Source organism: Porphyromonas gulae DSM 15663, assembly GCF_000378065.1.
In the GTDB taxonomy this organism is placed as follows: Bacteria; Bacteroidota; Bacteroidia; order Bacteroidales; family Porphyromonadaceae; genus Porphyromonas; species Porphyromonas gulae.
In genome coordinates this window covers 1-24,598 of record NZ_KB899156.1, presented here as the reverse complement: position 1 = coordinate 24,598, position 24,598 = coordinate 1, and the positions used below count along the sequence as shown (strand labels likewise).

General features: G+C 48.2%; 15 protein-coding genes and 1 tRNA gene. 2 read left to right on the top strand and 14 right to left on the bottom strand.

Going from position 1 to position 24,598, the window contains the following annotated elements; translation table 11 throughout:
- Positions 1–35: 35 nt before the first annotated feature.
- From F452_RS0104335 to F452_RS0104270, 13 genes are all read right to left on the bottom strand, one after another.
- The gene (locus F452_RS0104335) at positions 36–1,268 is read right to left on the bottom strand and encodes a nucleoside recognition domain-containing protein (RefSeq protein WP_018965017.1); all 1,233 of its coding nucleotides are present in this window, start codon (positions 1,266–1,268) and stop codon (positions 36–38) included.
- Positions 1,269–1,287: 19 nt separating this feature from the next.
- Positions 1,288–1,854, bottom strand: coding sequence for a guanylate kinase (gene gmk, locus F452_RS0104330; RefSeq protein WP_018965016.1), 567 nt, complete (start codon positions 1,852–1,854; stop codon positions 1,288–1,290).
- Between the two features lie 32 nt (positions 1,855–1,886).
- Entirely contained in the window at positions 1,887–2,777 is an 891-nt protein-coding gene (locus F452_RS0104325) for a YicC/YloC family endoribonuclease (protein WP_018965015.1), read from the bottom strand.
- Positions 2,778–2,868: 91 nt separating this feature from the next.
- Positions 2,869–6,210, bottom strand: coding sequence for a preprotein translocase subunit SecA (gene secA, locus F452_RS0104320; protein WP_018965014.1), 3,342 nt, complete (start codon positions 6,208–6,210; stop codon positions 2,869–2,871).
- A gap of 89 nt (positions 6,211–6,299) precedes the next feature.
- Positions 6,300–7,895 carry an alkaline phosphatase family protein gene (locus F452_RS0104315; RefSeq protein WP_018965013.1) on the bottom strand — a complete coding sequence of 532 codons (1,596 nt, stop codon included), beginning with the start codon at positions 7,893–7,895 and terminating at the stop codon, positions 6,300–6,302.
- The gene (locus F452_RS0104310) at positions 7,874–9,121 is read right to left on the bottom strand and encodes a lipoprotein N-acyltransferase Lnb domain-containing protein (protein WP_018965012.1); all 1,248 of its coding nucleotides are present in this window, start codon (positions 9,119–9,121) and stop codon (positions 7,874–7,876) included. Before F452_RS0104310 ends, F452_RS0104315 begins: the two co-directional genes overlap by 22 nt.
- A 31-nt stretch (positions 9,122–9,152) precedes the next feature.
- Complete coding sequence (locus F452_RS0104305; protein WP_018965011.1) at positions 9,153–12,176, bottom strand: PD-(D/E)XK nuclease family protein; 3,024 nt, start codon at positions 12,174–12,176, stop codon at positions 9,153–9,155.
- The gene (locus tag F452_RS0104300; protein WP_018965010.1) at positions 12,152–12,877 is read right to left on the bottom strand and encodes a CPBP family intramembrane glutamic endopeptidase; all 726 of its coding nucleotides are present in this window, start codon (positions 12,875–12,877) and stop codon (positions 12,152–12,154) included. The genes F452_RS0104305 and F452_RS0104300 overlap by 25 nt, the downstream gene beginning before the upstream one ends.
- A 209-nt stretch (positions 12,878–13,086) precedes the next feature.
- Positions 13,087–13,173: transfer RNA gene (locus F452_RS0104290), tRNA-Ser, on the bottom strand.
- 385 nt (positions 13,174–13,558) lie between these two features.
- A complete protein-coding gene (groL, locus tag F452_RS0104285; RefSeq protein ID WP_018965008.1) occupies positions 13,559–15,196 on the bottom strand; it encodes a chaperonin GroEL in 1,638 nt (545 codons plus the stop codon).
- Between the two features lie 131 nt (positions 15,197–15,327).
- Positions 15,328–15,597 (bottom strand): co-chaperone GroES, encoded by a 270-nt coding sequence (locus F452_RS0104280; RefSeq protein WP_018965007.1) that lies wholly within the window; start codon positions 15,595–15,597, stop codon positions 15,328–15,330.
- Positions 15,598–15,811: 214 nt separating this feature from the next.
- Complete coding sequence (miaA, locus tag F452_RS0104275) at positions 15,812–16,720, bottom strand: tRNA (adenosine(37)-N6)-dimethylallyltransferase MiaA (RefSeq protein WP_018965006.1); 909 nt, start codon at positions 16,718–16,720, stop codon at positions 15,812–15,814.
- Positions 16,717–18,213: an IMP dehydrogenase gene (locus F452_RS0104270; RefSeq protein ID WP_018965005.1), complete on the bottom strand. Its 1,497-nt coding sequence runs from the start codon at positions 18,211–18,213 to the stop codon at positions 16,717–16,719. Before F452_RS0104270 ends, miaA begins: the two co-directional genes overlap by 4 nt.
- Positions 18,214–18,908: 695 nt before the next feature.
- Here F452_RS0104270 and F452_RS0104260 point away from each other — a divergent pair.
- Together F452_RS0104260 and nifJ are read left to right on the top strand one after the other, a co-directional pair.
- A complete protein-coding gene (locus tag F452_RS0104260; protein ID WP_018965003.1) occupies positions 18,909–20,090 on the top strand; it encodes an AAA family ATPase in 1,182 nt (393 codons plus the stop codon).
- 183 nt (positions 20,091–20,273) lie between these two features.
- Entirely contained in the window at positions 20,274–23,855 is a 3,582-nt protein-coding gene (gene nifJ / locus F452_RS0104255; RefSeq protein WP_018965002.1) for a pyruvate:ferredoxin (flavodoxin) oxidoreductase, read from the top strand.
- 409 nt (positions 23,856–24,264) lie between these two features.
- Here nifJ and F452_RS11935 read toward each other — a convergent pair.
- Positions 24,265–24,598, bottom strand: a 334-nt coding sequence (locus tag F452_RS11935; RefSeq protein ID WP_018965001.1) for a transposase, incomplete at its 5' end; no start/stop codon positions are given.

Below are 24,598 nucleotides of genomic sequence, written 5' to 3'. Positions count from 1 at the left end.
TGTTTTATTGTCGTTTTTGCTCGGTCTCCGTACCTTCAACCAAAGAAAATATAAGTGACAGCAATGGCTGTCAGTGCTCCGGCCAAATCGGCCAAAAGGGAATAGCTCACCGTATAACGTGTATTGCGTATTTTGACGGCTCCGTAGTAGAGGGCTACGACATAGAATGTGGTATCACTGGAACCCTGTACAATGCTGCATAGACGACCGACAAAGCTATCGGCTCCGTGCGTCTGCATGGCATCGACCATAAGCCCTCTGGCTCCACTTCCGCTAAGTGGTTTCATCAGCATGGTCGGGATTCCTTCCACAAACTTCATATCCCCTCCGAAAAAGTCTATCAGCTTGCGCAATCCTTCCGTTATCAGATCCATGGCCCCGGAAGCTCTGAATATACCGATGCCGACCAGCATGGCTAGCAGATAGGGAATGATGGTCACTGCCGTACCGAAACCATCTTTTGCCCCTTCGATAAAGGCATTGTACACATTGATGCGTGCACGCAGTCCGCTGACGACGAATCCGCACATGATTCCAAACAGAAGAATGGACGCAAACGCAGTGCTGATGCTGCTGAATGTTTCCGGAGGAAGAGTACGTCCTGCATAGATTATCCCTCCGATGAAAAGAAGAGAAGAAAGAAGAAAAAGAAGAAGAGGTCTTTGGAGGAAATTGATGCGCTGCCTGATCCCTACGGCAAGGATGGCTACCAATGTGGAAGCAAACGTAGCGATCAGTATCGGGACAAAGATGTCGGCCGGATTTGCCGCTCCGGCCTGTAGGCGATAGGCCATGATGGAAGAGGGTATCAGCGTAAGCCCACTGGCATTGATGGCCAAAAACATAATCATGGCATCGCTGGCTTTATCTTTTTGCTGATTAATCGTTTGCAAACTCTCCATCGAACGGATACCGAGGGGGGTAGCAGCATTGTCGAGGCCCAACAGGTTGGCCGATATATTCATGAAAATATTGCCCAGCGCGGGATGGTTCTTAGGTACGGAAGGGAACAATCGGCTAAGGATCGGGGAGCTGACCTGTGCCAGCTTGCCAATAAGACCGCTTCTTTCTGCTATTTTCATCAGACCGAGCCACAGAGCGAGTACGCCGGTCAGTGCAAGTGCTATCTCAAAGGCATTCTTCGACTGGCTGAAAGAAGCCTGCACCATCTCATCGAATACGGACACATCGCCGAAAACTATGAATCGAACGAGTGCCACAATGAGCGAAACGAGGAAAAAAGCTACGAATATGTAATTAAGAACCATCTTGTAGGAAGAGAAACTATTATTTGGCCAAGAATTGGGCTATAGCCTTCCTGATCTGCTCTACACAGGTCGCCAAATCATCATTTACAAAGCGCAGGTCGAAAAGATGTGCATAACCGATTTCTTTCTCGGCCTTGTCCACGCGCTGCTTAATAGTTTCCACTGAGTCCGTGCCTCGTTTTTGCAAACGAGAACGCAGCTCTTCTATAGAAGGAGGCAGGATAAAGATGGCCAATGCCCTATCTCCATAATACTTCTTGATGTTCTGTGCTCCAACGACATCAACATCGAAAATGACGTTTTTCTCTTCCTTCAGGATACGCTCCACCTCGCTTTTGAGTGTGCCATAGTATTTGTCTCTGTACACTTCTTCGTACTCTACGAATTCATTGGCTTCTATTCTGCGTCTGAATTCTTCCGGAGATAAGAAGTAATACTCTCGTCCATGCTGCTCTTCTCCTCGGGGTGCACGGCTGGTCGCCGAAATAGAGAAATGAAGGTTAAGCTCTCTGTCCGTAAGAAGTTGTTCGATGACGGTGCTCTTGCCTGTTCCGGATGGGGCCGAGATGATGATTAGTTTGGTCATGGGTAATTTTGTCTAAATATGTAGTGGAATGGTTACAATACGTTCAGTACCTGCTCTTTGATCTGTTCTAATTCGTCTTTCATCTGTACGACGATTTGCTGCATCTCCACATGATTGCTTTTGGATCCGAGCGTATTGATTTCTCTACCGATTTCTTGTGCAATGAAGCTGAGCTTTTTCCCTTGTCCGGGTTCGCCTTGCATGGTTTGGATAAAATAGGAAAGATGATTCCGCAAGCGATGCTTCTCTTCGTTTACATCCAATTTCTCGATGTAATAAATCATCTCTTGTTCGAATCGGTTCTTGTCGTAGTCCTTCTCTGATATTTTGGTCAGGTTTTCCTCTATCCGCTCTTTGATTCGTTGGATCCTCTCTGGTTCATACTGCTCGATCTGCAAAAGCAAAGAAGAAATATTAGATATTTTCTCCGTGAACACCTGCTCCAGCATAGCACCCTCTTGTTTGCGGAATTCGATTAGCTGATCAAGAGCTTTCCGACAAGTTTCAATCATGACAGCCCATTCATCTTCTGGGATTTCTTCCTCTTTTTCTTCATCCACCCGAATGACTCCGGGGATCCGAAGCAGCTGTTCGAACCATCCTCCTGCAGGTACTTCCACTCCCATCTTTTCGCCAAATTCCTTGAGTTGGGAGAAATAAGAGGACATCTTTTCTGTATCGAATATCTGAGATACAACATCTGTACTGCCGGATTCTTCGAGAAACAGGCTGAAATCCACTTTTCCCCGCCCTATGTCGGCCGAAACCAAAGCCCTGAGAGGTAGTTCTCTATAACGGTAACGGCTGGAAATCTTCGTTGACAGATCGAGCTGTTTGCTATTGAGCGACTTGATGGTCGCAGTTATTTTTTTATCGGCAAATTGAGTTGTATGCTTGCCGAATCCGGTCATAGATAGAATCATAGTCTTTTTTATATGCGGTTAGGGGAGAAAATAAAAAGAGAATCACAGACTATCATCTATATATAGTCGGTGATTCTCTCATAAATCTATCTTACAGGTTACGCCCGTGGCACTGTTTGAACTTTTTGCCGCTTCCGCAAGGACAAGGATCGTTCCGCCCGATCTTATTTTCGTTTCTTATCGGTGTCTGGGGAGCAGCTGCGCCCTGAGGTCTGCTTGCCGCATCTCTTTGTGCTTTCTGCTGGGCTTCTATATCGTCTTTCTGTGTCCGATACTTGCTCATATCCGTACGCTGTTCGGCCGCGTGTCGGATCTCAATTTGCCGCCTACGCTCCAGCTCTTCCTGAGAAGGAGCATCCGGTACTGGTATCCGAGCACGCATTAGGATCGCTACGGTCTTACGATTCATGGCTTCTACCATTTTGCGGAACAGTTCGTAAGATTCGAGCTTATAGATAAGTAGTGGATCTTTGTTTTCGTAGCTCGCATTCTGCACGGAATTGCGAAGTTCATCCATCTCACGCAGATGCTCTTTCCAAGACTCATCGATAGTATGCAGTACGATAGCTTTCTCAAATTCTTTGATGATGCTTTTCCCTTGAGTTTCGTCTGCTTCACGCAAATTGCATCCAACATTATATACACGCTTACCATCCGTAATGGGGATTAGAATTCGCTCGTACACGGCAGCTTGGGTCTCGAACACCTGATGAACGACAGGATAAGCTACTTCTGCGATCAGGTCCATCTTACGTTGGAAAGACTTGTAAGCTTCATCGAAAAGCATATCGGTCAGCTCTTCTGCTTTCTTGCCTCTGAATGCTTCTTCCGTGATAGGAGACTCTATCGCAAGTGCACGCATCAGATCTTCCTTAAAGCCTTCGAAATCATTGGCGTCTGCATAATTGTCAATCAGAGCCTTACATACATCGTATATGGTATTGAGTACATCCATACCGATTCGCTCTCCCATCAAAGCATGACGGCGACGGGTATAAATGACTTCACGTTGCGAATTCATTACATCATCGTACTCAAGCAGATGTTTACGGATACCGAAGTTGTTCTCTTCCACCTTCTTTTGGGCACGCTCTACGGACTTACTCAACATGTTGTTTTCGAGCACTTCGCCTTCCTTGAAACCTAAGCGATCCATCAATGCTGCGATCTTCTCCGTGGCGAACAAACGCATCAGATGGTCTTCAAGCGAAACATAGAATATGGACGAACCGGGGTCTCCCTGACGACCGGAACGACCACGAAGCTGTCTGTCCACTCGTCTGGATTCGTGTCTTTCTGTACCGATGATGGCCAAACCTCCGGCTTTCTTAACCTCGGCAGAGAGCTTGATGTCGGTACCACGACCGGCCATGTTCGTTGCGATGGTAACAGTTCCTTTTTGACCGGCCTGAGCTACAATTTCGGCTTCCTTCTGATGCAATTTGGCATTGAGCACATTGTGTTGGATACCACGCAAGCGTAGCATTCGGCTCAACAATTCAGATATTTCCACAGAAGTCGTACCGACAAGTACAGGTCTGCCCTCTTCGACAAGGCGTACAATCTCTTCGATGACCGCCGCATATTTTTCACGCGCCGTCTTATAGATACGATCATTCATATCCTTACGGGCGATAGGCTTATTCGTCGGAATAACTACAACGTCCAGCTTGTAGATGTCCCAAAGCTCTCCTGCTTCAGTCTCAGCTGTGCCGGTCATCCCTGCCAGCTTATGATACATGCGGAAGTAGTTCTGGAGAGTAATGGTTGCAAAAGTCTGTGTCGCGGCCTCTACTTTTACACGCTCTTTCGCCTCGATAGCCTGATGAAGACCGTCCGAATAGCGACGTCCGTCCATGATACGTCCGGTCTGCTCGTCTACGATGAGCACTTTATTGTCCATGACCACGTATTGATCATCTTTCTCAAAGAGAGCATAGGCTTTGAGCAACTGATTGACAGTATGTACACGCTCGCTCTTGATCGAATAGTTGGCTATGATCTCATCCTTGGCTTCTCGACGTTTTTCTGCATCGGATTCCATATTGTCCAAAGTAGATAACTCAGCTGCGATATCAGGCAAGACGAAGAACTTCGGGTCATCTGTACGGGATGTCAGAAGGTCGATACCCTTCTCGGTAAGCTCTACGCTATTACGCTTTTCGTCTATGATGAAATACAATTCGTCTGTGACCAAATGCATATTCCTCATGTTTTCGGCCATGTATGCTTCTTCGGTCTTCAGCATAGAGCTCTTGATGCCGGGTTCACTCAGATACTTGATCAACTGTTTATTCTTGGGAAGACCCTTGAACGAGCGATAAAGTAGCAAAGAACCCTCTTCCTGTTCTTTCTTGTCTTCAGATGCCATCTTATTTTTGGCATCAATAAGCAATTGTGAACAAAGTTTGCGCTGTGCCTCGACAACTTTCTCCACATTGGGCAAAAACTCCTCGAACAACTGATCTTCACCTTTGGGAGTAGGACCAGAAATGATCAACGGCGTTCGGGCATCATCGATCAATACGGAATCGACCTCATCGACAATGGCGTAGTTGTGCTTACGCTGTACCAAATCCTTAGGACTCGTGGCCATATTGTCGCGCAAGTAGTCGAAGCCGAATTCGTTATTGGTGCCAAATGTAATATCTGCATTATAGGCCTTGCGGCGGGCATCCGAATTGGGCTGGTGCTTATCTATACAATCCACGGTCAAACCATGGAACATATACAATGGCCCCATCCATTCCGAGTCACGTTTGGAAAGGTAGTCATTGACCGTCACCACATGCACCCCATTACCGGTGAGAGCATTGAGAAATACAGGTAGGGTAGCTACCAGTGTCTTTCCTTCACCGGTAGCCATTTCGGCGATTTTCCCTTTGTGCAATACTGTACCACCGATGAGCTGAACATCATAGTGAATCATGTCCCACAAGATTTCATTGCCTCCTGCTACCCAGTGGTTTTGGTAGATTGCGGTATCTCCCTCGATCGAGACGAAGTCATGATTGATGGCAAGGTCACGATCAAGATCAGTGGCTTTAACTCGAATAGTTTCGTTTTGGGCGAATCTGCGAGCAGTATCTTTGATAATAGCAAATGCTTCTGGGAGAATTTCATCCAAAACGACTTCCATTTTGTCCAAAATCTCTTTTTCCAGTTTATCCACCTTCGTCCAGATTTCTTCTCTTTCGTCCAGATCCTTGCCTTCTACTTCAGCTTTCAATCTGTCGATTTCAGCTCTCTCGTCTTTGACGTAATCTTGTATCTTTTGGCGCAAGACAATCGTACGCTCGCGAAGGTCATCGTCCGACAGTCGTTCGATCTCACCATATGCAGCTTTGATCTTGTCCACAAAAGGTTTTACCTCTTTGAGGTCGCGCTGTGATTTGTTGCCGAAAATCTTCGACATGAATTCGTTGAATCCCATTTATCTTATTATATTTTTTGTAGCTGTTATGATATATAAAGTCCGGCTTAAAGGCAGACCCTATTCTTCTCTTCCCGAAGAATATATTTTCAGAGAGCCACTTCGGGCAATGGCAAGGCGCGAGCCTCTGTCGGAGGACGTATCCGGAGGATATACGCCAAGGTGGGAGCTATCTCTGTCGAAGAGATAGTTCGCTGCACTCTTTGTCCTTTTATGTCGGGTATCACCAAGATAAAAGGAGCTGCTACGGCATTATAACGTATTTGTTTTTGACCTGAATTCGGGGATGCCTCCTCTTCTCCTTCTATCCATCCTCCTTGCAATTGCAAACATACATCCGCGGATTGCCCCAATCGGAACGAACGGACAAAACGATTCGCTTCTTCGTTAATTGCTCCCGAACCTATTTCATGTGCCGGCAATGCAAGTCGTACACCACTCATCTGTCGGGCAAATTCTGCCACTTCTGATTGAAGCCGGCGCATATCGACTTGCTTCTTTTCTGCCAGTTTTTTATCCAGAATCAATCGGCCATCTGCATAATCCAACACCCATTGTCCCTGTCCGTGCAGAGCCATCAAATACATATTGATCAAAGCTTTGCATCGCTTGGGACTGAAGTAGCGACGGCGCTTATGGAGGAATATGCTTTCCTCCGGGATCGAACTATCGAAGTAGCCTGTTCCACTCAGGGCTATTATGCAGTTTGTCAAGCCAATCTTCTTATCCAAAGCCGTGAACAGGCGAGCAAGTTGGGCATCCAAGCGACGGTACGTATCCACCATTTCGGCCTGATGCTCACTCTGATGTTTGGCAGGGTATCTTCCTGCATAATAAGTGAGCGATAGCAGATTGGGCTGTTTGGCCAGTTCCAATCCTCCATACTCGATCAGTCGGAGAGCCAAAGTCGTGACTTCTTCATTGATCGGGGCAGATTGTTTGAAAAGACTGATATTGGAATGGCTGAATCTGTGAGAGAAAGCAACGGGATCTCCACCCACAGGCAAAGATTGGGGCGAGGACATAGGAGTCCATACGACATTGCTCAATTTAGAAGAGGGAGAGTCCGCCGAGGAGTTGAACTTATCGATGTACCAAGGGAAATCTTTGTAGTAGGTAGTCGTAGCCCACATCCCTTTACGGTTTTCGAGCCAAAAAGCACCATTTCCGGACTGGCCGGCAGCTATAATTGCTGCAACGGCATTCGGAGCTATCGCATATACTTTGCTTCTGCCATCGGTTGCAGCTCGTAGCTCATCACCGATAGTGCCGGATGTAAGCCTGAGTGGAGATAGATGTTCGGAGGTATAATTGCCTAAAAAGTTTTTGTCTTCTAAAATGGATACCCGCCTATTCTTTTCTCTTTCAAATACAGTACTACCTGTAATACTGTGACGATTGGGATAGGTGCCGGTATATATGCCTGCAATAGCCGATGCTTCGTCTACGCCATCGAATCCGAAGTCTACATTGCTAAAAACAAGTCCATTCTGCAGCAGATGATTGAATCCACCTGTGCCATATTGCGAGCGACAAAACGAGAGGAGATCACCCCTCAATTGGTCAATGGTAATTACCACCACCAGCTTGGGATGAACCGATTGCCCCTGTACCGTAACACTCCCTATAGCCAATACGGCCAAAAGGGTCGTTACCAGTCGTTTCACCGAACGTTCTTTTTCCATCTATTTACCAATATCCAGCGAGCGGAAAGCAACCATAGAGCAATGCCGAACACATAGAGAGGAAGCACTACTTGTTGGGGCAGAAACCATATTGCCAAACCGATCAAACTTAGCTCCGCAAAGTTAATAAAATGATAGACAAAGCCTGCTCGGTGAAAGCGTGGTACCGCAGTCAGAGGCACCCCGATAAGCAGATGAAGGGGATGAAGCAGGAAAAGATTGTAATTCGGGTTGGTATGCGGATGTTCTGAGAAAAATGACAGAATGAAAATAACACATCCTGATAGTCCCATAATGGTTAATAAAACAGAGTCATATAGATAGCATATATCCTTGCGGCGGACATCCCAAGTGGCTACTGCAATAGAAACTATCAGCAAAGCTATAGAAGCCAATAAAGGCGTAGGCCAACCCTCCTCTGCAGGCTCCATACTGGCCGGCTTAGCCGGGAACCATTCCTTGGTATCCCTGATGAGTGGCGTTGATCGACCATTGGAGTAGAGTAGAGCGGTACGTGGTAGCAGATCCAACATTCTATTCGGCAGGAATAGCTGCTCCTCCGGATTGGCATAAGTATCTGTTTTCGCTCCGAGAGCCAGATCGATGCCGAACTTGACCCAAGGGGCATCGGTGCAGCATTCGTCGATCAGCTGTCTCCACTTTCTCTCCTCACCCTCATGAGGGATTTGCAAGGTAGCTCCTGTGGTTTCTTTTATGATCTCGATGAGGCGAGTAGCACAGTTGTCATAAAAGATATTATAGCGGTATCGTTTATTCTCGGGGCGAATATTCCATGTCAAATACTGCTCGGCTTTCTCGATCTCTTCCTGTGTGAGATTCAATACTAATTCCACAATTCCTCTTCCGCTCCGAAGGTATTCTTCTGCATAATAGGATGTATAAAGAGCTTCAACGTAGTAATTCGTTTCCCCTTGCACAAATCGAAGCATGAAATTAGGTTCGTTATAGTCGAACATGCCATAATTGTAAGCAATATCCGTTCCTTGTACAGGATTGAGAATCCTGAATGCGACATGACCGTAGCGAGTATATACCGCTTCTGTGGAAGGAGAAGAGATCAAGAGGCTCATCTGCAGGCCTTGATCTTTCACCTCTGTGCTATCTGTCTGTGCATTGGCTGGAAGTCCGCTGCCCAATAAGATAGTCAAGATGACGGAGAATAGTCCGGCCGAAACCTTCAGTGTGCTTAGATATTTTTTTACCATCGTGAATTGCCAATTATGAGAGTACTTCGTATTATTTTCCGCATAAGCTTGCGAACGGGCAATAGCTGCAAGTCCGTATGTCCTCAGTTCCTGTAAAAGGAATATCGGGATCGAACAATTCGTCCAAACAAGTTCGCAACCTCTCTTCGAACATTTCGCAAATTTGATCAAAATCCGTAATCTGCTCAACTGCTTTCCCTACTTCCTTGAGAACGACCACGCCCGTGTAATCCTCTTTCTGCTTGTACAGCTCCTTAAAGCCATATATCGTCGGACACAGGGGGAGTTCGGCACCCTCTCCCTCGTTCTCCATTTGCATCTTGGCCATGAGGGCATATAAGAGTGTTTGAGCTATGGCTGTTGGATGTTTTTTATTTTTTCCTGCCATCGGGTGTTCGAACATAAGGTCCCATGAGCCAAGCTCTGTGGTAGTATCTCCACTTTTGTAGTCCACTATACGACGATATTCCTCATTCAACTCGTCAATGCGATCTATGATTCCGTGTAGCCGCACTCGGCTACCATTGCTAAGAGAGAAGCTGCCTTTGACTTTGCGCTCTGAGTCTATGTAGCGAAAGGGAGCCAATGATTTGTCATGCTCCAAGATCCGTCGCACATACTTCTCTATCATGATGCAATAAAGATGATTCAATCCCGACAAAGCTCTCTGAGTATCGGCCGATCGGAGATATTCTTCTGTGTATGCTTGCCTTACTATCCTCGCGATAGTAGCATTCTTCGGATCCAACCACCGAGATAAAATATCCGAAGAAACTATCCCATCACCACAACAAGGCTTGTAGATCAACTCCATGGCACGATGCACCACGGTGCCGAAATCATTGGCAGCCATCAGTTCATCGGAAGCATTCTCCTCTCGTATCCCTCTGACGTTTTCAAAATAAAAACGAAGAGGACAAGCCACATATGTATTGATGCTGCTGGCCGAAAGAGCAGACAGACGTTCTTCCGGATCGAATGATTCTTCGTCCTCGCATTCGAGGAATCGGTGCAGTCTCGTCAGTACATCTCCCTCTTTCTTGACACATATAGCAGGAGTATGTGGAAGCGAACCTGTCAGGTGCAATTCCTGTACCTTTAGAGACATATCGAAAAGGAAACGCATCTGTCGGATATAACGGCTCTCCTCTCCTCCTCCAAGCTGGTCCGAACGAGCATCGTACAGCATCGTTACACTTTCGGCTCGCTGAATGAGACGGAAAAAATCATAAGATTGGGTGGCTTCGTTTACCTCATTGACCGGAAGTCCATATCCTCTTCGCAATGTGTAAGGTATCATTGTCGTTTCATAGACACGCGATGGAAGTTTACCCTCGTTGGCAGAGAGAATGATCAGATGTTTGAAATCCAAAGTTCGCGTTTGATCTATTCCCATGATTTGCAGGCCTACCAGAGGTTCTCCCTCGAACGGGATGCTCACTCCGAATACCAATCCTTGCAACAGAAGAGCCGCAGAACGAACTGACATATCCATGGCATAGGATTCGACCAGTCCTCTGAGCCTGTTGAGCATATTGCGATAGTGATAGATCTGCTCCAGCTCCATATTATTGGTCTGTTCCGATTGGTCATACTCCGAATCGGTTAGTCGGAAGAGCATGTTTTCGGCAATTTTTTCAAGGAGCAGGAACAACCGGTCGAGTAGCTGCTGTCCACTATCCGGTCGGCTAAAAAGCAGATCGGTCAGTTCATCGCCCCAAAGTCTCTCCTCCGGTACGTAGTACTGCTTGCTTACTTCCCGATCCGAGAGAAGAGCACGCGAATGATCTGTCAATAAGGGAGCGAGAAGAACACTATTGAGCAAGTCAAGAACAGCATCCGTCCGAAAATGAGGAACTTTTTGAATAAGACGGATTTCTGCCTGTACTTTGATCCACTTCTCGACAAGAATGGAAATGGCACTCTGAGAGAGAGGATAGCCCATAGTCACATTGATACGTCCTACAGTCTCGGCCAGACTGCTCAATACGGGCATCAACATTCGTGTATCGGGAAGAATGATAGCTGTTTCTATTCTTTCCTTGTCAGAATAACCTTCAGGGTATAACTCCTCGATCAGCTGCGGCAAAAGTTTGGCCTGAACAATCTCGGAGGCGGTACGTATGATCCTGATATCAGGAGCCGGTTTGTCTTCCGATGAGCCTGTTCGACCGTTCTCGGAAGACTCTCGCCACGGAGTCTGTTGCCCGAAAATCTCTTTGTTATGATCCAGAATAGTGCGGGAAAGATTACCTGCCGAATGCAATAGAGAGAGGTCATCATCAAAGCAAAAATCACATATCCCTTCCGCTTTCATACGAACGAGAATATATTCCTCGACAGGAGAAAGGGCGAACAAACCGACAAAGACATATTTATCAGGATGCATATTCCCCCTTCTGTCTGCGGATGAGAGCAGCTCTCGTACCGATGTTTCTCTTTGCCGGAGGCGATCAGCGGTATGACGAAGGATCATCCCATGGTATCCGTTGCTTTGGTCTGCAAGGCGTTGGTTGAACCGAGTATAAAGTGGAGATAATAGCTTCCAGAAGTCCAGAAAGCTCTGCTGACATCCATTCTCCATTTTGCCGTTTGCCGGGGAAAAGGATTCCCAAAAACTGCGAATGGCTGCTACCTGTCTTTCGCTCAAAAAGGAGAAATCGTTCTCCATCTCCCGAAAGTCTTTCAGATTGCTGTACAAGGCTTTGGCCGATACGAGGTGTTTGTCTATCTCATTGAAGTCTTTCAGGATAATATCGCCCCAAAAAATAAACTGATCGAAAGGTTCCGCCTCAGGCCATATCTCTTTGTAAGTATTGTATAGCTCGAATAGCAAGGCCGTTCTGTCAAGCTCTTTGTAGGGAGACAGCCCCAGCAGCAAATCCTTCAGATTCGTGGTCCGAGGTGCAAACAAAGGCTTTGGGCTAATCTCCGACAGATGGTGCTTGAAAAAAAGACCGGCTCGTCTTTCAGGAAAGACGAAGCAAAGCTGGTGGATGTCCTCCCCGAACTCTTTGTAGTAGTGGGTTGCTATCTGTCTAAGGAAAGGGAGCATAAGGCAATAGCGTTATTCAAGATGTGTAGAGCCATGGGGGCATATATACTGCGCGTATGATAATAGACATAACCCAAATAAGCACCCAAGACGATTCGGGGAAAAAATCCCATCAGATCGAGATGCGCAACGCTGAAAACTATAGCTGTCAGCCAGATGGCAGCATGCCATCTATTGCGAGTAACACGACGCATCCATCTTAATACGGCTCCTCTAAAAAACAATTCTTCCGTAATGCCCGGTATTATTGCGATAGCAAGCAAAGCCCAACCTTTGCCTCCCTGCAGCATCTCCTTTATCAGACTTGTATAATGGGCACCGCTACGGTTGATTTCTTCTTGCCAAGCCGGAGGGAGAAAGGGTAGAAGGAGCTTTACGCCTTTGGTCGTTAATACTACGGTCAAAAGACATCCGGCATAAGAGAGTAACAGCAGTACTACTTTGTGCCAATCGGTCTGATACGGTTGTAAGCCCAAAAAAGATGCAGGCCTGTCTGAAAATAAAAAGGCTTGCCATACAGCCCCTCCCCCGAATACCACAACGCTGAATAAGCTTGTCGCCAATAGCAACGGCAAGCCTTCCTGTCCGTACCCGAACAGAGTAGGGGCTAAGTGAAGCACAGAGATCAGGAGATAGCCAATAATGAGTATCAGAGCGAGATGACTGAGTATAGCCCAATCCTTAAAAAGAGCCTTTTTCATTGCTTACAAAAATACGATGGAAACTCAACAAAGCCAAAGCCTCGGAAAAAGCATTTCTCGGTAAGAATACGACCAATGGCTATAGATCGATGCCGATAGCAGAGAAATAAGGGACATTATTAGTGCTTCGCTTGACGGAAAACACAAGGAAAAGGCAGATTAAAAAAAGAGAAAAGGCCGATAAAAACCGACCTTTTCTCTCTCTAATGCGGAAGCGACGAGATTCGAACTCGTGGTACAGTTACCCGTACGACAGTTTAGCAAACTGTTGGTTTCAGCCACTCACCCACACTTCCGTAGTACAAGGGGTTGCCCGAATACGATCGCAAAGATACTACATCTTTTGATTTACACAACCCTTGCAGGCGTGTAATTTCTCTTGAATTTTTAGTTAAAGAGCTTGAAAGGAGCAGATTCTGAGCGATAGCCCAAGAGATTGCACAGTCTTTTATCTCTATCTGTATCCATGTATGCTCGGATGGGAGCCTCCTCTCTCGGAGCAGCTGTGCCGGATTTGTTCGTTGCAATGTCTTGAGAAGACCGTGCGTTAAGTGTGCAAAAATGAAGGCTGTGTAGTGAGGGAGAACCCTCTGCACAGCCTTCGGCTTGTAATGTGATACGAATATTCTACAGGATGTTTTTTCGAAAGGAATCAAAAAAGCATCCTTCTTGGACTCATGCTTACATCATGCCGCCCATTCCTCCCATACCTCCGGGCATGGCCGGTGCGGCAGGATTATCTTCTTTCTTGTCAGCGATAACGCACTCCGTAGTCAGGAACATACCTGCGATAGACGCTGCATTTTCCAATGCTACACGCGTTACTTTGGCCGGGTCGATAACACCGGTGGTGTAGAGGTTTTCGAAAACATCCGTACGGGCATTGTAGCCGAAGTCGTCCTTGCCTTCTTTCACCTTCTGTACCACAACGGCACCCTCTTTACCGGCGTTCGCTACGATCTGACGAAGCGGCTCCTCGATGGCGCGTTTCACGATCTCGATACCTGTGGTTTCGTCTTCGTTCTCACCCTTGAGACCTTCCAAAGCAGCTATGGCACGAATGTATGCCGTACCGCCACCGGGTACTGTACCCTCTTCGATTGCAGCACGCGTTGCACTCAAGGCATCTTCTACGCGATCCTTCTTTTCCTTCATTTCCACTTCGCTGGCAGCACCCACGTAAAGAACAGCTACACCGCCGGCGAGCTTGGCCAAACGTTCTTGCAGCTTTTCGCGGTCGTAGTCGCTGGTCGTATTCTCGATCTGAGCTTTGATCTGCGTGATACGTGAAGCGATGCCTTCTTTGTTTCCGGCTCCGTTAACGATAGTAGTATTGTCCTTATCAACCGTTACCTTCTCAGCTGTACCGAGCATATCCATCGTAGCATTTTCGAGCTTCAGACCGGTCTCTTCGCTGATAACCGTTCCGCCCGTCAGGATAGCAATGTCTTCGAGCATAGCCTTGCGACGATCGCCGAATCCGGGAGCCTTCACTGCACAGATCTTGAGGCTGCCGCGCAGACGGTTTACAACCAAGGTAGCGAGTGCTTCGCTGTCGATGTCTTCTGCAATGATGAGGAGGGGCTTGCCCGTCTGAACCGTTTGTTCGAGGATCGGGAGCATCTCTTTCAGCACGGATATTTTCTTGTCGTAGATGAGGATGAAAGGATTTTCCATTTGCACCTCCATCTTATCCATATTCGTCACGAAGTAGGGAGAGATGTAGCCGCGGTCGAACTGCATACCTTCCACCACTTCTACCGTAGTGTCGGTTCCCTTGGCTTCTTCTACCGTGATAACGCCTTCTTTCTTCACCTTGCGCATGGCTTCGGCAATGAGGCTACCGATGTTTTCGTCTCCGTTGGCAGAGATCTTGGCTACGTGCTCGATCTTCTGGAAGTCGTCGCCCACTTCCTTAGCCATACCTGCGATGTGAGTTACCACAGCCTTTACAGCCTTGTCGATACCACGCTTCAAATCCATCGGATTGGCTCCTGCCGTAACGTTCTTCAGACCCACGCCGATAATGCTCTGGGCGAGGATCGTAGCCGTAGTCGTACCGTCACCGGCATCGTCATTGGTCTTGGAGGCTACTTCTTTCACCAACTGGGCACCCATGTTCTCGAACGGGCACTCCAATTCTATCTCTTTCGCTACGCTCACACCGTCCTTGGTAATGTGCGGAGCTCCGTACGTCTTGCTAAGGATAACGTTACGACCTTTCGGCCCGAGGGTAACTTTAACGGCATTTGCCAGTGCATCTACGCCCTTCTTCAGAAGGTCGCGAGATTCCATATCGAATTTGATTTCTTTTGCCATAGTCTTTATTATTTATTATTTATTGTTTTTCTTTTTTGGAGGATTATTGTCTCTTCCTTTACCACTGGGGTTTCCTGTTTTTGAAGGCCAACCTGCAGTGTTACCTTGTTCTGATTTTTTTGTTTTGCCCATTAGATGATTGCCAAGACATCGTTTTGGCGCATGATGATATATTTTTCGCCCTCCAGCTCTATTTCAGTGCCGGCATATTTGCCGTAGAGTACGGTGTCTCCTGCTTTGAGCACCATCTCTTCATCTTTCGTGCCGTTCCCGACAGCGATTACTTCACCCTTGAGAGGTTTCTCTTTGGCCGAATCCGGAATAATGATACCGCTCATTGTCTTTTCTTCTGCGGCAGCCGGCTTTACAAGTACGCGGTCTGCCAATGGTTTGATGTTCATTGTAGCTTAGTTTGTTATTGTTAGTTGATTGTTTGCTTGTACAATAGGAAGCCTCTTATGTAGCTCCGCAATTTTTTACGTCAATAGGCATACCAATGCCGATTTCCTGACGGATTCCTGTCGGAATATGCCGGTTTCGCTGTCAGAATGGCAGGATTGTGCAAACTGTCATTTGCACGTGGCAGAAAAAAGAGGAGCTTGTCAGAAAAAGCCGTTACTCTCCGGCTTCGTAGAGTTTCATGACGGCTTCGCACTGTTCGTCCGCAGGAAGCAGGGCATCTATCCAATGAATGACGAATCCGCGACGTTCCATGCCACGAAACCATGTCATCTGGCGTTTGGCGAATTGGTGAATGGCCGTTTCGAGTCCGGTAAACATGGATTCGTAGTCTGTCTGCCCTGTCAGATACAGGGTGACGAATTTGTATTCAAGCCCGTAATAAATCAGATCTTCGGCCGGAATACCACTGTCGAGAAGACCCCTGACTTCTTCTATCATACCCTCGCGCATACGGGCATGGAGCCTGTCCGTTATCCTTTTGCGTCGGGTGTCACGATCCAGATCGAGACCGATGATCAGGCTGTCGATAGGAGGAAACTCGGTGCTTTCGACCGGATTGTTCTTGATGAATTCGGCTATTTCGATAGCCCTGATAGCCCGCTGCGCCGAGTCCACATCCGTCTTATTGTGCAGAGGGCCGTATGCAGCCAGTATATGAGTCAGCTCTGCCAAAGTCTTCCCCTGCAAGCGGTCACGAAGCGAGGGGTTGGGCGGAACATCGGGGAGGTGGTAGCCTTTGAGCACGGCTTCGATATACATACCCGTACCTCCGCAGAGGATCGGATCCATGCCGCGAGCGAGGATCGATGCGTAGGCTTGGTGAAAGTCGTGCTGGTAAGCGAAGAGATTGTATTTGTCCCCTGCCGGTCTTATATCGATCAGGTGGCAAGGGATCGTAATCCCTCCCACCTGATAGTCGGCCAAGTCTTTGCCTGTGCCGATGTCCATGCCGCGGTATATCTGTCGCGAGTCGGCACTGATGATCTCGGTTCCCAACCGATATGCGAGGCTTACGGCCAGACGTGTCTTGCCGCATGCCGTAGGCCCCAGGATCGTTATCATCCGCGGTCTTTGAGTATGACGTCGTGAGCACCGCCTTCGACGATACTGGTGCTGCTCACGAGGGTAATCTTGGCTTTCTCTTGCAGCTCCGGAATGGTAATGACACCGCAGCTACACATCGTAGCCTTGATCTTGCCGAGTGTGATGAGCAGGTTGTCCTTCATCTTACCGGCATAAGGGACATAGCTGTCCACCCCTTCTTCGAACTTGAGCGTCTCGGTGCCGCCGCTGTCGTAGCGTTGCCAGTTCTGAGCGCGGTTCGAGCCTTCGCCCCAGTATTCTTTGACGATATTGCTGCCTATCTTCATCTTCTTGGTCGGCGACTCGTCGAATCGAGCGAAATAGCGTCCCATCATCAGGAAATCGGCACCCATGGCCAATGCCAGTACCATGTGGTAGTCATGTACGAGTCCTCCATCGCTACAGATGGGAACGTAAGTACCGGTGCGTTGGTAGTAGTCGTCACGAGCCTTGGCTACGTCTATTACAGCCGTTGCCTGACCGCGACCGATCCCTTTCTGCTCACGTGTGATACAGATGGAGCCTCCTCCGATCCCTACTTTGATGAAGTCCGCACCGGCCTCGGCCAGGAAGTTGAAACCATCGCGATCGACCACATTCCCTGCACCTACGGGCAGGCTGTCTCCGTATTTCTCCTTGATCCAACGGATCGTATTGCTCTGCCAGTCGGAATAGCCGTCCGAAGAGTCGATGCACACCACATCCACACCGGCCTCCACCAGTGCAGTCACGCGCTCCTTATAGTCGCGCGTATTGATACCGGCACCTACGAGGAGGGTCTTGTCCGTGTAGTTGGAGAGTTCGAGCGGATTGTTCTTGTGGCTGTCGTAGTCTTTACGGAAAACGAAATACTGCAGATTCTGATTTTCGTCGATGATCGGTAGCGTATTGAGCTTGTTTTCCCAAATAATATCGTTGGCTTCGCTCAGCGTAATGCCGAGCTTGCCCACCGTAAGTCTCTCGAACGGCGTCATAAAATCTTTGACCGGCTTCGAGGGCGAGTCCGTGCTGACGCGATAGTCTCTGCTCGTGACGATACCCATCAGGCGGCCGTTGGGCGAACCGTCGTGAGTGATACCTATATTATTATGTCCTGTCCTTTTGACCAGATCCAATACATCGGCCAGCGTATTGTCCGGCCTGAGGTTGGAGTCGCTGGTGACAAATCCGGCCTTGAACTTCTTCACACGACGAACCATTTCGGCCTGACTCTCTATGCTCTGCGATCCGAAGATGAACGAAAGTCCCCCGTTGCGTGCCAATTCGATAGCCAGTGTATCATTGGAGACCGACTGCATGATGGCCGAAACGAATGGGATATTCAACTTGATACGGGGACTCTCATCGCGATCGAACTTAATGAGAGGAGTCTGAAGAGAGATGTTTTGGGGAGTGCACTGTTCTGTAGTGAGGCCGGGAATAAGAAGATATTCGCCGAACGTCCTGGAAACTTCATTGATGAAGACAGCCATGTTCTGATGTGGTGTTAGGTGTGAAACTCTGAAATTTCCTGCCAAATTTATATGCTTTTTCCCAAACAGCCAATCTTTGATCGCAGGTGCAGATTAGAACAACGTGCCGGCGGCATTACGATCGGGCTTGCCCTCATCATGCGACACCTCGTTGCCGGAATGAAAACCATGCTTTCTGCCACGAATCGGGCAGTGTCGCTTCCTTCGTATTCGGCTAAGGAAATATCCTATCCTGCGAGAGGAAAAAACGACTCGTGAGTCATGCTGCTCACATTGCCGTCTCGGTTCCAAAATCGGCTCTATTGTCGTTCGTAAAAACGTGGCGCGAGAATTTTTTTGTTTCCATGCGGAACGAAAATTTTCTCGCGCCACGTTTTTCAGAACGAAGTCCCGGAAAAATTTTGGTGCGTAAATATCCTAAAGCGAGATTATAGAACATTGCCTCTTGCATCCTTTGTCAAATAAGCTTGTTATACGTATTGAAAGAATTCGTCTGCCATCCATCGCCCTCTTCTTTCGATACTCCGTTCGGCTATGGGTATTGTCGGTTCATTTGTGGCTCGCAGTGCGACTATCACCTTTTATTTGTAATAAAAAGGTCTCGATCGGGGATTTTGCGCCTATTTTGCAAAGTCTGTTTTGCAAAATAGAAAAACTATACTACCTTTGTTACCTAAACATTGCGATACCCAATCATGAATAACTTTTTCAAAATACACGACAACTTGCTACGCAACCTATCACCTTCGCTGCGTAGGGGATTGATGGATGAGATCGATTGGAACGACAGACTGATCGGTATCAAGGGTGCACGAGGCATGGGGAAGACCACATTCCTCCTCGACTATGCACGCGAAAACTTCGGTATAGGCAATAGAAAATGCCTGTATATCAATCTGAATCAACTCTATTTCACCACAGAATCTTTGGTGAAGTTCGCCGGTGAGTTTGTCAAGCAGGGTGGAGAGACACTGCTACTCGACCAAGTATTCAAATATCCCAACTGGTCTGTAGAGCTGCGTCAGTGTATGGAGCTATATCCGGACTTGCGCATTGTCTTTACAGGATCTACGGTGATGCGTCTGAAAGAAGAAAATCCCGAGCTGAACGGACTGGTTACATCGTACGTTCTGAACGGTTTTTCATTCCGCGAATTTCTCAATCTCAAAACAGGGCTGTCGCTCCAGCCTTACAGCTTCGATGAGATCGTGTCCAACCACGAACAGATAGCCCCACGAATCCTCGAGCAGGTGAATCCTCTTGACTGGTTTCAGGACTATCTTCACCATGGATACTATCCCATATTCCTGGAGGATAAGAACTATTCGGAGAATCTGCTGAAAACGCTCAATATGACGCTTGAAGTAGATGTGCTTTTCATCCGACAGATCGAACAGCGATTCCTGCACAAACTGCGCAAGCTGCTCTACCTGCTGGGACAACGTGCTCCCGGATCGCTCAACATATCGAACATTGCGAAGGAAGTAGACACTTCTCGCACGACGATAACCAACTATCTGAAGTATCTGTCCGAAGCCAGACTGATCAAGGAGCTTCACCGCGAAGAGGAGACGGGTGCCAAGAAGCCGGCTATGATCTATCTGGACAATACCAATGTGGGATACGTAATCCAGCCGGAACCTCTCAACTATATAGACGTACTCAAAACATTCTTCCTCAATCAGGTCAAGAGTCGCAACGAAGTATGTTTGGGTTCTCGATCTCAAATCGCATTCTGCGTGAATCGCCAATATCAGTTCTGCATAGATGAGAAGATGAGCCGTCGCTACAGACCCGACCGCTACTATGCCATCCAGAACATGCGCAGCGGTACGCGCAACATGATCCCCCTCTGGCTCTTCGGATTCCTGTACTAAAAGCAGGGCAACGGGCTATGAAGGTCGATCGGGGCATCCGCTTGTCCTCACTTTGCTCTGATTCCTTAGTGTGCAGACGAAGAATATGGACAGAGCCGATGCATCCGCAACAACCGACTCTGTTTCAGAGTTGCTAATTAGAATACAAGACCGAATTATTACTTTTTATAACTAAAAACCAAAATGGCTAAAGAAAAAAAATTCCTAACTTGTGACGGGAACCAAGCCGCTGCACATATAGCTTATATGTTCAGCGAAGTGGCTGCCATTTATCCGATTACACCTTCGTCTACGATGGCTGAGTACCTGGACGATTGGGCTGCTGCCGGCCGTAAAAACATTTTCGGCGAAACGGTAAGAGTCCAGGAGATGCAAAGCGAAGCCGGTGCAGCCGGTGCAGTTCACGGCTCGTTGCAGGGAGGAGCACTAACCACAACCTTTACGGCATCACAGGGCCTATTGCTCATGATTCCGAATATGTACAAAATTGCGGGAGAGTTGCTACCCTGTGTTTTCCACGTTTCGGCACGTACTATCGCCTCCCATGCCCTCTCCATCTTCGGAGACCATCAGGATGTCATGGCTGCACGTCAGACCGGCTTTGCTCAGCTCTGTACCGGATCCGTGCAGGAGGTCATGGATCTGGCCGGCGTAGCACACTTGGCAACGCTGCGTACTCGCATCCCCTTCATTCACTTCTTCGACGGTTTCCGAACCTCTCATGAGATTCAGAAAATCGAAGCCCTCGACAATGAGGACTTAGCCCAGTTCATCGATTGGAACGATGTAAAGCGTTTCCGCAAGCAAGCTCTCAATCCGGAGTCGCCCGTGACTCGTGGCACAGCACAGAACGGTGACATCTATTTCCAGAACCGTGAAGCATGTAACCGTTTCTACGATGCAGTGCCCGAAGCTGTTCAGTATTACATGGATCAGCTGGCTACGGTCACTGGACGCCACTACCATCTGTTCGACTATTACGGAGATCCTGAAGCCGAGCATGTGATTATTGCCATGGGTTCGGTGACAGAAGCTATTCGCGAAGTGATAGACTTCCTCCGTGCCAAAGGCGAGAAAGTCGGACTGCTCAGCGTGCACCTGTACCGTCCTTTCAGTGCCAAGCACTTCCTTGCTGCTATGCCGAAGACAGTGAAGCGCATAGCCGTACTCGACAGAACAAAAGAACCCGGAGCAACGGGCGAACCGCTCTACCTCGATGTAAGGGATTGCTATTATGGCATGGAAGACGCTCCGTTGATTGTGGGTGGTCGCTACGGTCTTTCTTCCAAGGATACTACTCCGGCGCAGATGAAAGCCGTATTCGACAATCTGAAGCTGAATGTCCCGAAGGATCATTTCACCGTAGGCATCGTCGATGACGTTACTTTCACCTCTCTGCCTCTCGGAGAAGATCTGATCTTCGACAATCCGTCACTGGTGGAAGCCAAATTCTATGGACTCGGTGCTGATGGTACTGTCGGAGCCAACAAGAACTCGGTAAAAATCATCGGTGACAATACGAATAAATACTGTCAGGCTTACTTCGCTTACGACTCGAAGAAATCGGGCGGATTCACCTGCTCGCACCTTCGTTTCGGCGATACACCCATACGCTCTACCTACCTTGTGGTGACACCGGACTTCGTGGCCTGCCACGTGCCTGCCTACCTGCGTATGTACGACGTGCTGAAAGGTCTGAAGAAAAAAGGAACTTTCCTACTCAATTCGATTTGGGCTCCGGAGGATATAGAACAACATCTGCCCAACAAGGTAAAGCGTTATTTGGCGAAGAACAACATCCGATTCTACACGATCAACGCTACCGCCATAGCACAACAGATCGGACTGGGCAACAGGACGAATACCATCCTTCAGTCGGCATTCTTCAAGATTGCAAACGTGATCCCGTACGATCTGGCTGTAGAGCAGATGAAGAAATTCATCATCAAGAGCTATGGCAAGAAGGGTGAAGATGTAGTCAATAAGAACTTCGCCGCAGTGGATCGAGGTGGCGATGTGGTGGAGATAACGGTGAAACCCGAATGGGCTGACCTGCCCGACGATCCCGTGGTACGCCACGAAGGTGACACGGACTTTGTGCACAATGTGGTACGCCCGATCAATGCGCAGGCCGGTGACGACCTCCCCGTATCTGCATTCCTCGGGCGCGAAGACGGTACATGGGATGCCGGCACAGCTGCTTCAGAGAAGCGTGGTGTGGCTGCATTCGTTCCGGTGTGGGAAGCTGACAACTGCGTACAGTGCAACCAGTGTGCCTACGTATGTCCTCACGCTACGATCCGTCCGTTTGTCCTCACCAAAGAAGAAGAGGAGAAAACCGGCGTCAAGGTGCTCAAGGCCGTAGGGAAGCAGTTCCCCGACATGGGCTTCCGCATCCAGGTGAACGTAATGGACTGTCTCGGCTGTAGCAACTGTGTGGATGTATGTCCGGGCAATAAGAATGGCAAGGCTCTGACCATGCAGCCTATCGAGGAGCAGTACGAAGAACAAAAGAATTGGGATAAGATGATCTCCGGCGTGACCAGCAAGGCTCACTTGGTAGACATCGCGGCCAATGTGAAAAACTCGCAGTTTGCTACCCCGCTCTTTGAGTTCTCAGGTGCATGTGCCGGTTGTGGTGAGACTCCCTATGTGAAGCTGATCACCCAGCTCTATGGAGACCGCCAGACGGTGGCTAACGCTACAGGCTGTTCTTCCATCTACTCTGCTTCGGCTCCTTCTACTCCTTACACGAAGAACGAGCGCGGCGAAGGCCCGGCATGGGCCAATTCATTGTTCGAGGACAATGCAGAGTTTGGTCTCGGTATGCACTTGGCATATAAGAAGATGCGTCGTCGCCTTGTGAATCTTGCAGAAGAAGCTCAGCAGTCTCCCTGCTGCTCGGACGAGCTGAAAGCTCTCTTGAGAGAATGGGTAGAAAAGCGTCAGGATGCTGCCGCCAGCAAAGTTCTTGCCGATAAGATCAAACCTCTTGTCGCTGCTTGTGATTGTGATATCTGCAAGAGAATCGGCCGTGTCGATTCATTCTTCATCAAGCGTGCACAGTGGATCATAGGTGGAGACGGTTGGGCATACGATATTGGTTTCGGTGGTTTGGATCACGTGATTGCCACCGGCATGAATGTGAATATCCTCGTTCTCGATACAGAGGTTTATTCCAATACGGGAGGACAGTCGTCCAAGAGTACTCCGATTGGAGCTATAGCCAAGTTTGCCGCAGCCGGTAAGCGTATCAGGAAGAAAGACCTCGGTATGATTGCTGCTACGTACGGCTATGTCTATGTGGCACAAGTGTCTATCGGAGCCAATCCGGCACAGACTCTCAAAGCTATCCGCGAAGCGGAAGCCTACGACGGGCCTTCTATCGTTATCGCCTACTCGCCCTGTATCTCACACGGTATCAAGAGCGGTATGGGCAAGACTCAGGCCGAAGGTAAGAGAGCCGTTGAGTGTGGCTACTGGCACCTCTGGCGCTACAATCCCGAACTCGAGAAAGAGGGCAAGAATCCATTCCAGATGGATAGCAAAGAACCGAATTGGAGCGAATTCAAGAACTTCCTCAAAGGCGAAGTCCGCTATGCTTCGCTGTACAAGGAATTCCCCGAGGATGCCGAACAGCTTTTCGACGCTGCGTTCGAAAATGCCCAATGGCGCTATCGTAACTACATGCGTATGAGTGCGGCAGACTGGTCATTGCCTCTCGGTGTTCAGGACATCAAGGAAGAGAAAGATCGCGAGAACTAAGCGTATAAAATACGTCCTCATAACAAAATCGAGGCTGTGCGGCAAGGATTCCATCCTTAGCGACACAGCCTCTACTGTTTCTACACGTATTCATTTGTTTCTGTTCAAACTGCAGCCTCAGTTCACTTCTCTTGTTTTTTCTCCTCTTACCGATTTCAGGAAAGATATTGGGAGTGCCTCGCGAAAAGTGTGTATTGGCAGAGTGCCGTGTGCTGCAATATGAAAAGATAGCCCTGTAAAGCGATTTGTACAGCTCTGTAATCAAGCCCATTCAGAAGGTGGGGGCAATAGATTCTTGCTTTAAGTCGTACAATCGTATAACCCAGTCTATTGCTTCAAACAAAGAAATGAAGGGGCTGTGTCAAAATTCATTTTTGGCGCAGCCCCATTTATTTTGGTTTGGGGTTGGTTAAGCCACCAGTTTTAGCCTTTGAGGGATATTTTTGTGTCTTTCGAGGAGGTAGAAGCGTATGAGGCCGAGATTGAGGGTTGATATAGGTCTTTTCGGGGTGTTTTTCGCCTTTCGAGCAAGCTTAGCCCATAGTTTCTTCAGATTAAAGGCCATAGCTAGAAAGGCGAAGTCCATCTTCACCTGCTCTAAGCCCATATGTCTGAAACGCCGATACCCCATATTGGCCTTGAATTGCCCAAAGACTGCCTCCGGCTCAATACATCGTCGCTTGCGGTGCTCTAACCCTTGCTCAGAAGTAAGCCGATCTCTAGCCTGAGCTTTGTATGCATTG